The organism is Streptomyces crystallinus, assembly GCF_039521265.1.
Lineage (GTDB): Bacteria > Actinomycetota > Actinomycetes > Streptomycetales > Streptomycetaceae > Streptomyces > Streptomyces crystallinus.
In genome coordinates this window covers 20,201-33,111 of record NZ_BAAACA010000012.1, presented here as the reverse complement: position 1 = coordinate 33,111, position 12,911 = coordinate 20,201, and the positions used below count along the sequence as shown (strand labels likewise).

Annotated in this window: 9 protein-coding genes; 5 read left to right on the top strand and 4 right to left on the bottom strand. The window is 74.8% G+C overall.

The genetic code is table 11. The features are described 5' to 3' along the window. The first annotated feature begins 93 nt into the window (after positions 1-93). The 3 genes from ABD236_RS10120 (at position 94) to ABD236_RS10110 (ending at position 4,219) form a co-directional block, all read left to right on the top strand. On the top strand, positions 94-1,635 hold the full coding sequence (locus ABD236_RS10120) for an MFS transporter (RefSeq protein WP_425543848.1): 1,542 nt from the start codon (positions 94-96) through the stop codon (positions 1,633-1,635). A 656-nt stretch (positions 1,636-2,291) separates the two neighbouring features. Continuing rightward, entirely contained in the window at positions 2,292-2,624 is a 333-nt protein-coding gene (locus ABD236_RS10115; RefSeq protein ID WP_344072627.1) for a DUF485 domain-containing protein, read from the top strand. Next, positions 2,621-4,219 (top strand): sodium/solute symporter, encoded by a 1,599-nt coding sequence (locus ABD236_RS10110; protein ID WP_344072625.1) that lies wholly within the window; start codon positions 2,621-2,623, stop codon positions 4,217-4,219. Before ABD236_RS10115 ends, ABD236_RS10110 begins: the two co-directional genes overlap by 4 nt. A gap of 50 nt (positions 4,220-4,269) precedes the next feature. Here ABD236_RS10110 and ABD236_RS10105 read toward each other — a convergent pair whose 3' ends face one another. From ABD236_RS10105 to ABD236_RS10095, 3 genes are all read right to left on the bottom strand, one after another. Further along, complete coding sequence (locus tag ABD236_RS10105) at positions 4,270-5,172, bottom strand: cellulose-binding protein (RefSeq protein WP_344072623.1); 903 nt, start codon at positions 5,170-5,172, stop codon at positions 4,270-4,272. 495 nt (positions 5,173-5,667) lie between these two features. After that, a complete protein-coding gene (locus ABD236_RS10100) occupies positions 5,668-8,763 on the bottom strand; it encodes an SUKH-4 family immunity protein (RefSeq protein WP_344072714.1) in 3,096 nt (1,031 codons plus the stop codon). A 5-nt stretch (positions 8,764-8,768) separates the two neighbouring features. Beyond that, positions 8,769-9,743: an SMI1/KNR4 family protein gene (locus ABD236_RS10095; protein ID WP_344072621.1), complete on the bottom strand. Its 975-nt coding sequence runs from the start codon at positions 9,741-9,743 to the stop codon at positions 8,769-8,771. 287 nt (positions 9,744-10,030) lie between these two features. Here ABD236_RS10095 and ABD236_RS10090 point away from each other — a divergent pair, with 287 nt between their 5' ends. Both ABD236_RS10090 and ABD236_RS10085 read left to right on the top strand, forming a co-directional pair. Beyond that, positions 10,031-10,612 (top strand): YwqJ-related putative deaminase, encoded by a 582-nt coding sequence (locus tag ABD236_RS10090; protein WP_344072619.1) that lies wholly within the window; start codon positions 10,031-10,033, stop codon positions 10,610-10,612. Positions 10,613-10,622: 10 nt separating this feature from the next. Continuing rightward, positions 10,623-11,114, top strand: a complete 492-nt coding sequence (locus ABD236_RS10085) for an SUKH-3 domain-containing protein (protein WP_344072617.1) — start codon at positions 10,623-10,625, stop codon at positions 11,112-11,114. A gap of 381 nt (positions 11,115-11,495) precedes the next feature. Here the strand turns inward: ABD236_RS10085 and ABD236_RS10080 are convergent, their stop codons facing one another. Then, positions 11,496-12,806: a sensor histidine kinase gene (locus ABD236_RS10080; protein WP_344072615.1), complete on the bottom strand. Its 1,311-nt coding sequence runs from the start codon at positions 12,804-12,806 to the stop codon at positions 11,496-11,498. Between the last annotated feature and the right edge of the window lie 105 nt (positions 12,807-12,911).

Here is a 12,911-nt window from a genome sequence, read left to right as displayed (position 1 = left end):
CCGGCCGCTCTCTGTCGCCGCTCAGGGCCGGGATGAGAGGGTGGAGACCGGTCAACTGCGTGCACAATGAACCGATCTTGGGGGGAGTACGCCGTGAGCACTCCGGGTGGCGGTACGGCGGCGATACCCGGCGCGGCGCCCGGCGCCGCCCCCGCGCGGGGGCGCGGCCCGGTCGTCGCGGCGCTGATGCTGGGGATGGCGCTCGCCGCGCTCGACGGCACCGTCGTCTCCACCGCCGTACCGCAGATCGTCGGCGACCTCGGCGGCTTCTCCGTCTTCTCCTGGCTCTTCTCCGGCTACATGCTCGCCGTCACGGTCACCCTGCCGGTGTACGGGAAGCTCTCCGACACCTTCGGCCGCAAGCCCGTACTGATCGCGGGCATCGTGCTCTTCCTCGCCGGGTCGCTGCTGTGCGCGGCCGCCTGGAACATGGCCGCGCTGATCGCCTTCCGGGTCTTCCAGGGCCTGGGCGGCGGGGCCCTCCAGGGCACCGTCCAGACGGTCGCCGGCGACCTCTACCCGCTCGACGAACGCCCAAAGATCCAGGCGAAGTTGTCGACGGTCTGGGCGGTGTCGGCGGTGGCCGGACCGGCGCTCGGCGGCGCGCTCGCCTCGTACGCCGACTGGCGCTGGATCTTCCTGGTCAACCTGCCGGTGGGGCTGCTGGCGCTGTGGCTGGTGGGCCGCCATCTGGTGGAGCCGGTACGGGAGAAGCCGACGACCGCGCCGCGGATCGACTGGGCCGGGGCGCTGTGCGTCTTCGCGACGGGCGCGCTGCTGCTGACGGCGCTGGTGCAGGGCGGGGTGGCCTGGGGGTGGCTCTCGGCGCCCTCGCTCGGTCTGTTCGCCGCGAGCGCGGCGCTCGGCGTGGTCACGGTGGCGGTGGAGCGCCGGGCCGCCGAGCCGGTGATCCCCGGGTGGGTGTGGCGGAGGCGCGACATCTCGGCGGTGAACCTGGCGATGGGGGCGCTGGGGCTGCTGATGGTGGCGCCGACGGTGTTCCTGCCGACGTACGCGCAGTCCGTACTCGGCCTCGATCCCGTGGCGGCCGGGTTCGTCCTCTCCGTGATGACGCTGAGCTGGCCGGTCTCCGCAGCGCTCTCCAACCGGGTCTACACGCGGATCGGCTTCCGCGACTCGGCGGCGATCGGCATCGGGCTCGCGGCGCTGATCCTGCTGGCGTTCCCGCTGCTGCCGTTCCCCGGGCAGGCCTGGCAGCCCGCGCTGATCATGCTGGCGCTGGGCGGGGCGCTCGGCCTGTTCCAGCTGCCGCTGATCATCGCGGTGCAGTCGTCGGTGGGGTGGGCGGAGCGGGGTACGGCGACGGCGTCGGTGCTGTTCTGCCGGCAGGTGGGGCAGTCGGTGGGGGCGGCGCTGTTCGGGGCGGTGGCGAACGCGACGATCACGTCCCGGCTGGCGTCGTCCCCGGTCCCCGGCCTCCCGTCCGACCTGGACTCGGTCTCCCAGGCCCTCTCCGCACCGGGCGGCCTGTCGGCCGAGGGGACGGACTATCTGCGACGGGCTGTGGCGGCGGCGGTGGGGCATGTGTATGTGGGGGCGGCGGTGGCGGGGGGTTTGGCGCTGCTGGTTCTCCTGACGCTGGCGCCTCGCCGGTTCCCCTTGCGGGAGGGGTAACACGGGCCCGGCCTTTGTCTGCGGGCGTGTGGTGGGTTGCTCGCGCAGTTCCCCGCGCCCCTAAGTGGCCCCGGGTACGCCCGTGCGGGGTAACGGGCTACGCCCCTGGCCCCGTTGCCACCTGCGGCTCGGTGACGGGTTGCTCGCGCAGTTCCCCGCGCCCCTAAGTGGCCCCGGGTGACGGGCTGCGCCCCTGGCCCCGTTGCCACCTGCGGCTCGGTGACCGGTTGCTCGCGCAGTTCCCCGCGCCCCTGAAGGACTGTGGCTGAGCTGAGTTCCCCGGCTGCCGGGGACCCCCTAAGGGGCGCGGGGAACTGCGCGAGAAGCGGCCACGGCCCACAGACGAAAACGGGTTTCCCCCGGTGCGGAGACCCGCCCCAGCCCGCCGGACTACCCAGGGGCGCGGGGAACTGCGCGAGCAACCACCCACTCACCCGCAGACAAAGACCGGGCACGAACAGGGGCGCGGGGAACTGCGCGAGCGACCCGCCGCCGAGTCGCAGACGGAGATGGACCGGGGGCATTACCCCGGGTAACTGGGGGGCCGGGTTGAAAAGTTCGGGCAAGGGGCTCGCCCGGTTGCATACCGACCGGTAAGTTCGCCGCCACCCACCAGCGCTAACGGCTCCCCCGTCCCCCCTGCAAGGAGCAGCCGAATGCCGCACCACCGCCCCTCCCCCACCCTCCCCCAACTCCGCACCGCCTACCGTCTGTTGCGGCGCGTCTCCACCCTCACCGCCCTCGGGTACTTCGTCCTCTTCCTCTTCCTCTCCGGCTACACCCCGGGCCTGCTCGCCCGGCACATCTCCGGTGGGCTCACCGCCGGACTGCTGCTCGGGCTCTGCCAGCTGCCCGTGACGCTCGCCGCGATAGCGGTGTACGAGTGGACGGCCCAGCGGACCGTCGACCCGCTCGCCGCCGCCCTCCGCCACCAGGCGGCGCAGCGGCCCGCCGACTCCCGCCGGTACACGGACGGAGCCGCCCGATGACCGGATTCGCCTCCGACGCCCGGGCCATGTCCCTGGTCGCGTTCATCGCCGTGATCACCGTGACCCTGCTGCTCTGCGTCATGACCGCCCCCGACCGCGACGACCTCGGCGAGTTCTACACCGGCTACCGCTCGCTCTCCCCGCTGCGCAACGGCCTGGCCATCGCCGGGGACTACGTCTCGGCGGCCACCGTACTCAGCACCGTCGGCGTCATCGCGCTGACCGGGTACGACGGCCTCGTCCTCACCCTGAGCACCGCGCTCTCCCTGGTGCTGCTGATGTTCCTGCTGACCGAACCGCTGCGCAACGCGGGGAAGTTCACGATGGGCGACGCGTTCGCCCGCCGGGCGCCAGGCCCCGCCGTAAGGGTCACCGCGTGCCTGGTCACGCTCGCCGCGCTGCTGCCGCTGATGGTGGTCCAGCTGGCCGGCGCGGGCGACCTCATCGCGTTCGTCCTGGGCTTCGACGCGGCACGGTTCAAGACCGGCTGCATCGTGATGCTGGGTCTGCTGATGATCGGCTACGCGGCGATCGGCGGGATGAAGGGCACCGCCTTCATCCAGGCGGTCAAGACCGTCGTCCTCGCCGCCTCCTCGCTCGCCGTCGCCGCCCTCGTCCTCGACCGGTACGGGTGGAGCCCCGGGCGGCTGCTCGGCCAGGCGGCCCGGGGCAGCGGCGCGGGCCCGGCGTACCTCTCCTCCGGGCTCCAGTTCGGCGGCGACTCGCTGGACATGGTCAGCTCGCAGCTGACGGTGGTGATCGGCGCGGCCTGTCTGCCGCACATCACCATGCGGATGTACAGCGCCCGCAGCGCCCGCGCGGTCCGCCGCTCGCTCTCCTGGGCGGTCTCGGCGGTCGTGGTGATCTGCCTCGCGCTGATCGTGATCGGCTTCGGCGCGGCGGCCGTGGTGGGCCGCCGCGCGATCACCGAGGCGGACCCGCAGGGCAAGACGTCGATCCTGCTGACCAGCCAGGCGGTCGTCGGTACACACGCGTCGACCGCGGGCACTCTGCTCTTCACCGCGGTCGCCACGGCGATCTTCATGACCCTGCTGGCCTCGATCTCCGGGATGACCCTGGCGTGCGCCAACTCGCTCGCCCACGACCTGGTCGCGCACGGGCTGCGCGGCCGGGCCGGGGTACGGGACGCCACCGAGACGAACACGGCCCGGGTGGCGGCGCTCGCCGTCGGGATCCCGGCGATCGCCCTGGCCACGGCGGTCCAGGGCCACAACCTCCAGCCGCTGGTCACCCTCTCGTTCTGCCTGGGCGCGTCCGCGCTGGCCCCGGCCCTGATCCTCACCCTGTTCTGGCGCCGCTACACCCGTACGGGACTGCTGTGCACGCTGATCGGCGGGACGGTGTTCACGGCGGTGCTGATGACGGGCACGAAGCTGGTGTCCGGCTCACCCCAGTCGGTCTTCCCCACCCGCGACTTCAACTGGTTCCCCTTCACCACCACGGGCATCGTCTCCATCCCGTTCGGCTTCGCGGTCGGCTGGCTGGGCTCGATGCTGAGCCGCCGCGACGTGTACGCGCAGCGGCAGCGGTACGAGGCGGTGGAGGGGTGGATCCTGGCGGGCGCGAGGCGCTGAGGCCGGGGCCCGGGCCCGGGAAGTTCAACTGTCGGCCCGGGCCCAGCGGTTCAGCCCTCCGCCGTGGCCCGGCCCGTCAGGCCCGCCAGGCTGCTCCGTACATGCGCCATGTGCGCGACGGTCTCCTCCCGGGCCTCCGCGTGCTCGCGCAGCACCGCCTCCGTCTCGCGGGCGATCCGCTCGGCCCGCACCCGGGCCGCCGCGACCAGTTCCGCGGCCCGGGCCTCGGCGTCCTCCTGGCCGTGCCGGGCGGCCTCGCGCACCTCGCCGAAGGCCCGGCCCGCCTCGGCCAGATCCGCCTCGGCGCGTGCGGTCAGCTCGGCGTGCCGGGCGTTCATCTCGGCTTCCCGTGCGGCCACTTCACGTTCGAGGGCCTCGACTCTCCCGGCATGTTCACGCTCCTGCTCGGCCAACGCGGCGCCGGTCCGCTCGCGCACCTCGCGCAGCGCGTCCGCCGCCTCCGTCTGCCACTCGTCCGCCTCGGCGCGGGCCTCGCCCCGGTGCTCGTCGGCGGTGGTCCGGGCGACGAGCAGCAGATGGCGCGCCCGTTCCTCGGCCTCCGCGCGGACCGTTTCGGCGTACTCGCGGGCGAGTTCGCGGACCTGGCGTGCGGCCGCGTCCGCCGTGTCGCGCACGCCGGTCGCCTCCTCGTGGGCGGCCGCCCGTACGGCGTCGGCCTCCTCAACCGCGAGGGCGTGCAGGGTCTGGGCGCGGCGGCCCAGCTCCTCGTACGTGCGCGGGCCGAGCGCGGCGACGCGTTCGCCCAGGGCGGCCGCCTCCGCCTCCATCCGCTTGGCGAGGACGGTGAGCCGCGCCGCCCGCTCCCACGCGGCGTCGCGCTCCTCACCGAGGATCGCGAGCTGGCGGTCGACCTGGTCCGTCCGGTAGCCCCGGCCGCCGCGTACGACGGCGAGGGCGCGGGGGGACTGTGGTGGTTCGGGCGCTGTGCTCATCCTTGACGTCCTCCGACCTCTCCGACCTGTCCGGCCTGTGCGACCCCGGCCACATCCTGCTGGATCGAAGCGAATCGGTCATAACGCGACACTCCGCGTGGGCGTAACGGTCACCAATGCGACATTTTTGAGCCCGGCCTTCGTCTGCGGCTCGGTGGCGGGTTGCTCGCGCAGTTCCCCGCGCCCCTAAGTGGCCCGGGGTACGCCCTGCGGGTCGACGGGCCCGGGCCCTGGCCGCGTTGACGCCTGCGGCTGGGTGGCCGCTTCTCGCGCAGTTCCCCGCGCCCCTTAGGTAGTAGGCCGCAGCCGGAGAACTCGGCTCAGCCGCAGGCTTTTAGGGGCGCGGGGAACTGCGCGAGAAGCGGCCACGGCCCGCAGACGAAAGCGTGTATCCAGGGACACGGAGAACCGCCCGAGCCTGCCGGACTACCCAGGGGCGCGGGGAACTGCGCGAGCAACCACCCACTCATCCGCAGACAAAGACCGGGCACAAGGTCAGAGCAAGCCGTCCCAGAACTGTTCCAGCAGCACCGACCACCAGCTCTCCGGTGACCCCAGCGCCGCCGGGTCGAGCGCGGCGAGCTGCGCCTGGAAGTCGACCGTCCAGCGCCCCGCCTGCTCCGGGTTCAACCCGTACCGCAGTCGCCACATACGACCGAGCAGCGCCATGCACCGTACGAACTCGGGCAGTCCGGTGTTCACGAACTGCGGCGGTACGGACTGGCCCCCCGGCCCCGCCTCCACCGGGACCGCGACGATGTTCGCCGTCCCGTACTGGACGCAGATCGCCCGGCCGAAGTCCGAGCCCATGACCAGGTACGAGCCGGCGTCCGGAGCCGCCTGCACCTGCCGCTGGGCGGCGAGTTCGGCGAGGGTCGGGACCGGCTGGCCGGGCACCGCCTGCGCCCAGAAGAACGGGCCGAAGTCCGCCGGCAGCCCCGCCCACACCAGCGTGACCGCCACGGCCTCGGGCACGCCCTGACGGGACACCGCCCGCTGGTCGAAGCGGAAGACGCCCTGCGGACCGAAGGCACCGGCAAGCTCGTGCGCCACGCCCTCCGGCGGCAGCGGCGGCGCGGGCTGCACCTGCGGCAGCGGCGCGCGCACCGGCTGCGGCCGGGCCGGGCCGTCGGCGACCTGCGCCAGCTCGCCCTGGTGGGTGAGCAGGTGCTGGACGCCCTGGCGGCGGGAGGCGTGGTCCGTGCCGTACGGGGCGACGGAGGTGATCCGCACCTGCGGCCAGGTCTCCCGGATCATCCGGGCGCAGTAGCCGCCGGGCAGCTCGCACGAGGCCAGCTCGGTGTGCAGCTCCAGGACGTGGTCCGGCGGCACGTTCATCCCGCGCAGCTCGTGGAAGATCTGCCACTCGGGGTGCGGGATGCCGGGCGCGGAGCGGCGGATGAGCTGCTGCTCGGACCCGTCGGCGGCGCGGTAGCGGAGCACGGCCTGGTAGCCGGGCCCCACCGTCGGCACCCCGGTGGGCTGCTGGGGGTAGCCGTACGCGGGCGGCTGCGGCGCGCCCGGCCCCATCTGGGCGGGCCCGGCGAGCATGGTGGCGGCGTGGTGGACGCCACCGCCGGGAGCCCCCGGGGGGGCGGGCGCGGCGGGCGCCCCGGGCTGGCCGGGAGCGCCGGGCGGCCCGGGAGGCTGGGGCGCGCCGGGACGGCCACCGGGCCCGAGCTGGCTCGGGTCGGCCAGCATGGTCGCGGCGTAGTGGGCACCGCCACCACCGGTACCGCCGGGGGCGCCGGGCGGGCCGGGGGGCTGGGGCGCACCGGGCGCACCGGGCGCACCAGGAGGGCCGGGGGGCTGGGGCGCACCGGGGACACCGGGGGGCCCGGGCGGCTGCGGCGCACGACCGGCGCCGGGCGCACCGGGCGGACCGGGAGGCGCGGGCGCACCGGCGGGCGCGGGCCCGAGCTGGCTCGGGTCGGCCAGCATGGTCGCGGCGTGGTGCACCCCCCCACCCGGAGGCGACGGAGCGACCGGAGGCTGCGGCCCGTCGGGCCCGAGCTGCGAGACCAGCTGCGTGGGTACGTAAGCGGGCACCCCGGGACGCGCCCCGGGCACCCCGGGCTCCCCGGGCGGCGCCGGAGTACTCCCCCGGGCAGCACGCGGCGGAGCGGCCTTACTGGTGGCGGCATCGGCAATGTCAGCGGCACCCGACACCCCGGACCCGGCAGAGCCGGGCACACCGTGGCCGACCGGGTTACCGGGTGCGCCAGGACCAGGGGGCACCCCAGGACCACCAGCGGCACCGGGGCCACCCGGAACACCGGAAGCCCCCTGCCCAACCGGCCCCGGCCCACCCGCGGCACCGGGCGCACCCGGACCGCCGGGACCCGCCGGAACGACCGGACCACCGGGCGCACCGGGACCCGAAGGCACCCCAGGCACACCGTGCCCGACCGGATTACCGGGCGCACCAGGACCGAGGGGCACCCCGGGACCACCATGGCCGACCGGATTACCAGGCACACCAGGACCGGGGGGCATCCCAGGACCACCAGCGGCGCCGGGGCCGCCCGGAACACCGGGGCCCCCCGGACCGACCGGCGCAGCCGGACCGCCAGGGGCGCCCGGGCCCGGGACACCGTGGCCGGCCGGGGCGCCAGGCGCGCCAGGGCCCGGCGCGCCAGGCCCACCGGCGCCCTCCGGACCGCCGGGCGCGGCAGGCACACCGGCTCCCCCCGGACCGCCAGGTCCGCCCGGTGCCGGGGCCTCCGGGTCGATCGCCGGGGCCAGGGCCGTCGGGGGGAGCTGGCTGCCGCCCTGGAGCAGGGCCGTCTTCGCCTCCGGCAGGGCCCTCGGCGGCGGGGTGTCGTCGGCGTCCGAGCCGGACAGCGGCGGGGCGAACACCGTCGCCGGAAGCGGTACGGAGCCCTCGTCGGACCCGGCGTTCGTGTCCGTACCGGCCCACGGGGTCGCCCCGGACGGGGCGTCGGCGGTCGGCGTGGGCCACGCGACCGCACCCGAGGACGCGGAAGCGGAAGCGGGCGCGGGCGTCGCGCCCGGCCACGCGGGTGCGGGTGCCGGGGCGGCTTCCCCCGCGCCCGGACCGGTCGCGCCCGGCCACCCGGGGGCCGGCGTCTCGTCCCCGGCCGCGGCAGGGGTCGCCGGCCACGCCGGTGCGGGCGCCGGGGTCTGCGCGGACTGCCGCGCCGGTGCGGGGGCCGTCTCCTCCCGCGCCGGAGCCGCCGCGGACCGGTCCGGGATGCCCATCCGGTCCGCCGCCTCCTGGAGCCACTCCGGTGGCGTCAGCAGGAACGACGTCTGGTTGAGGTCGATTCGGGCGGGCGGGGGCGCGGGGACCGCGTCCTCGGGCTCGTCCGGCACTCCGTACTCCTCCTCGTACCGGCGGATCACCTCACCCACCGGCAGACCGGGCCACAGCGTGGCCTCCCCGCTGTCCCGGGCGATGACGAGGCGCTGGCGGCCGCCGTCCGAGGACGGGCCCCCGTCGCGGTCCTCGGCCCACACCACGAAGCCCAGCTCGAACTCCCGCACCCGCACCTCGCGGTGCTGGTACGCGGGTACATCCCCGTTGATCCACTCGTCCGCGCGCTCCTGCGCCTGGGCGAAGGTCACCATCACACTCACTCCCCCACCGGTACGGCGCGCGCGAAGCCGCCGTCCACCATCAGGTTCGCCACGGTCTCCAGCTCCGGCGGGTTGCCCGCAAGGCGCTGGAGGAAGTCGTCGAAGTCGGCGCCGCAGGGCAGCAGCAGCCGCTCCACGCGTTCCTGCACGCTCCAGCCGTCCTGGTCGCGCGCGTCGTCGTACGCGCAGAACCAGACCGAGCCGATCGCGGAACCCTTCACCTTCAGCGCGAGGATCCCGCCCTGGACGAAGGCCACGCCCAGGTAGTCCTTGGTCAGATGGTCGCGCAGACACTTGTTGACGTAGACGAGGTCATTGACCGCCGCCTCGTCGCGCACGGTGAAGAACGGCTGGTCCACCAGCAGCCCCAGCTCCGCGTCGAGCGCCGCGCCCACCGGCGCGCAGCCGCCCGCCGCCTTCAGGAACGTCCGGTAGGCACCGGGCAGCCGGTAGCCCAGGTCCTCCTCCACGCCGAGGAGTTGGGACTCCGATACGGAGACCAGCGCCTTGGGCAGACCGAAGTGCGCGGGGCGCGTCTCCTGGAGCGGGCGGGTGCCGCGCTTGTCCTGGTCGACGCCGGCCGTCGCGAGTCCGCCGTGGTGGCGCAGCAGCGCCTTCACCTCGACCGGCACCAGCTCCAGACGGCGGGTGCCGGGCACGTGGTGCCAGGTCCAGCCGTGCGGGGTGGCGACGGCGGGCACGGTGTCCCACAGCTCATGGCCCTCGGCGGCGAGCGCCGCGTTGGCCGACACATAGTCGGTCAGCCGCAGCTCGTCCACGCCGAAGCCCTCCGGCGGCTCCGCGATCTCGGCGGCCGCGCGCGCGTACGCGGAGAAGTCCGGGTAGCCGTCGCCGTCCACCCGCACCCCTCTGGGGTGGCGGGAGGCGCGGACCGGGTCCGGGAAGTTCACGACCTGTCCGGCATAGGCCGCGTTCGGTGGCGCGGCGTGCCCGAGCCGACCTGTCGTCATGGCGGATGCCCCCTGCGTGCGAGCTGCTGCGTCTGGCTGGTGAGGACCAGACTATGCGGTGGGGCAATACCGGGTCCCGGCCGCGAGCCCGGCCCCGCACCACCGTGACCAGGTGTCACAACCGGGTCACCGTGCGGCGATGGTGACGACACGGACGTAGTGACATCAGAGCCCCAGCTTCCGTACCACTGGGCACATTTGGCAGTCTGTTCCCCGCAACGGGGCGTTAACGGGGGCGTTGACACCGGCGGCGAAGAGCGTCGGCAACGGGAGGGACAGCGAGCACCATGCACGGAACGACCGACATATCGGGTACGGCGGCGGACGCCTCCCGCACGGGGGACGCCTCCCGTCCAAGGGACCCGCGGGCCGGGGCCCCGGGGGCCGGGGACCCCCGGCTCCAGTGGAGCAGCACGACCGCCTCCGCGCCCGTGCTGCTGCACCGCCGCGACGGCATCCTGCCGGCCGTGGCCGCCGCGCTCTCGGTCCGGGGCGAGACGCTGACCTGCACCGCCGGGAAGGGCGACCAGCCGCCGGTGCTGCACCCGCTCGTACAGGACTTCCACGACACCCTCACCAGCGGCCAGCGCGAGCGGTTCACCGGGCGCTGCCCGGAGGCGATCCTGCTGTCGCGCCAGCTGTCCTCCCTGGAGTCGGCCCGCACGGGCAAGTCGCGCAGGTCCGGCCGCAAGCCGCTGACGCACAGCGAGGCGCGCCGCGCGCTCAAGCACGCCAAGGTGACCGCGCGCCGCATCCGCGAGGACGGCGACCCGCTGCACGGCAGCTACGCCCCGCCCTGCCGTTCCTGTACCGCGCTGCTCGCCCACTTCGGGGTGCGCGCGGTCGACCCCGCCGCCGAGAAGGGCTGAACCGAACGCGATGCCGGACGTGTCCACCACCCGCTTCCCCGTCCCCGTCGACGCCGCGCTGCGCGCCGCCGGGTGGCACCCCGGACGCTGGGACATCAGGCAGGCCGAGGCCTGGGCCGACGTGCTGCGCTCGCACACCTCGCCCGCGGGGCACCGGCACACGGTGTTCCCGGCGGCGGTGGAGGCGTGGGCCGAGTTCGGCGGCCTGCGCCTGACCGCGCCGGGCCCCGGCCGCCACAACGCGCCCGCGACCGTCCGCTTCGACCCGGTGGCCGGGCTGCATCTGGCGCGTACGTTCGCGGACCTGGGGCGGGCGCTGGAGACGGAGCTGGCGCCGCTGGGGGAGGAAGGGGAGCAGCAGGCCGTTCTCGCCATCGATACGGAGGGGCGGGTGTACAGCGTGGACCACACGGGGGACTGGTACCTGGGTGCGGACCTGGACCTGGCCCTGAACACGCTGATCACGGGGGTTCAGCCGGTACGCCTGACGTCCCCGCGATGAGGTGTGCCCGGCCTTTGTCTGCGGGTGTGTGGTGGGTTGCTCGCGCCGTTCCCCGCGCCCCTCACCCCTCTTTCGTCTGCGGACCGTGGGCGCTTCTCGCGCAGTTCCCCGCGCCCCTAAACCCGCCTTCGTCTGCGGACCGTGGCCGCTTCTCGCGCAGTTCCCCGCGCCCCTAAAAGCGCCTGTGGCTGAGCTGGGTTCTCCGGATGCGGGCGACCCCCTAGGGGCGCGGGGAACTGCGCGAGCAACCCACCACTCAGCCGCAGACGAAGCGTCCGGCCGCCCGCCGGAGGGCTTTCGGGAAGGGACGGGGTGGGGAATCCCCGCGCGAGCAACCCGCCACCGGCCCGCAGACGGAGCCCGGGCCCGGGGGGCCGCCCCCTACGGCGAAGCCCTGTCCGGGAGGACCGCGGATACCCGCCAACCCCCCGCGTCCGTGACGCCGGACACGAACACACCCCCCAGAGCGAGCACCCGCTCCCGCATCCCGACCAGCCCGTTCCCCCCGCTGGGAAGCCCCGCGTCGGGGCTCGCCCCATCCGCCGGGCCGTTCTCGATCTGCATCGCGACCTCGTCGTCCCGGTGCGCGAGGCGGACCATCACCTTCGCGCCCGCCGCGTGCTTGTGGACGTTGGTCAGGGCCTCCTGGACGACCCGGTACGCCGTCTGCTCCACCAGCGCGTCATAGCCGCGCCCCACCCCGTGGACCGTCAGCTCGACCACCATCCCGGCCTCCCGGGACTGGCCGACCAGCGCCTCGATGTCGGCCAGGCACGGCCCCTCTTCCGCGGCGGCAGCGGCAGCCGCGGCCGCCGCGCCGACCGCCGCGAGCGGCACCGCCAGCGGCGCCTCGGCCCGTACCGCCTCCCCCGTCCGCAGCACCCCGAGCATCTCGCGCAGCTCGGTGAGCGCCTGCCGGCCCATGTCGCCGACCAGCACCGCGTTCTTGACGGCCTTCTCCGGGTCCCGGCGGGCCACCGCCTGGAGCGCGGCGGCGTGCACCACCATCAGCGACACCCGATGGGCGACCACGTCGTGCATCTCGCGGGCGATCCGGGTGCGCTCCTCCGTACGGGCCCACTCGGCGCGCTCCTCCGCGTGGTCGGCCAGCAGCGAGAGCTCCCGCTCCAGCGAGTCGGCGCGCTCGCGCAGGGACTCCATCAGCCGCCGCCGGGCCCCTATATAGAGCCCCAGGAGCAGCGGAGGGGCGGTCAGACCGAGCGCCATCACCCCGGAGAAGAGCGTGACCAGCCAGCGGCCCCCGTCGAAGGCGCCGTCGTCGACGCTCTGGTTCATCCGTACGAACGTGACGATGAAGGTGCCCACCAGACACATTCCGGCCAGCGCGGCCGTGATGCGCCGGGGCACCTCGGAGGCGGCCAGGGTGTAGAGGCCGACGATGCCGAGCAGGAAGCCCATGTTGGCCGGGGTCACCGCGATCGAGATCAGCACCACCGCGACCGGCCAGCGCCGCCGCGCGGCCAGGGACACCCCGGCCGCCAGCCCGAACAGCACCCCGGCCGGTACGGGGACCCCCGCGTCCCCGGCGAACTTCACACCTTCCAGTGCGCACTCGAACGCGGAGGCGAGCCCCAGTCCGATGTCCAGGGCGGCCCCGCGCCGCCGTTCCCACCACCACCAGCCGCGGGGGGTCGTCCCCGCGGAGTCGTGGTCTGCCCCCGTTGCGGTCATGCCATCCAGCCTACGGGCGCCCGCCAGCGATTTTCCGGCGAGTTCGGCCGCCTCCGGAACGATCACGGTGATCGGCACCGTCGCACGGAAGGGGCTCGGTACGGC

What these genes read in the sequence shown, in the direction of transcription:
- ABD236_RS10085 (WP_344072617.1), top strand. Translation starts at nt 10,623, where the DNA reads ATGCCGGACGTGTCCACCACCCGCTTCCCCGTCCCCGTCGACGCCGCG.
- ABD236_RS10095 (WP_344072621.1), bottom strand. Translation starts at nt 9,743, where the DNA reads ATGACGACAGGTCGGCTCGGGCACGCCGCGCCACCGAACGCGGCCTAT.
- ABD236_RS10090 (WP_344072619.1), top strand. Translation starts at nt 10,031, where the DNA reads ATGCACGGAACGACCGACATATCGGGTACGGCGGCGGACGCCTCCCGC.
- ABD236_RS10100 (WP_344072714.1), bottom strand. Translation starts at nt 8,763, where the DNA reads ATGGTGACCTTCGCCCAGGCGCAGGAGCGCGCGGACGAGTGGATCAAC.
- ABD236_RS10110 (WP_344072625.1), top strand. Translation starts at nt 2,621, where the DNA reads ATGACCGGATTCGCCTCCGACGCCCGGGCCATGTCCCTGGTCGCGTTC.
- ABD236_RS10115 (WP_344072627.1), top strand. Translation starts at nt 2,292, where the DNA reads ATGCCGCACCACCGCCCCTCCCCCACCCTCCCCCAACTCCGCACCGCC.
- ABD236_RS10080 (WP_344072615.1), bottom strand. Translation starts at nt 12,806, where the DNA reads ATGACCGCAACGGGGGCAGACCACGACTCCGCGGGGACGACCCCCCGC.
- ABD236_RS10105 (WP_344072623.1), bottom strand. Translation starts at nt 5,172, where the DNA reads ATGAGCACAGCGCCCGAACCACCACAGTCCCCCCGCGCCCTCGCCGTC.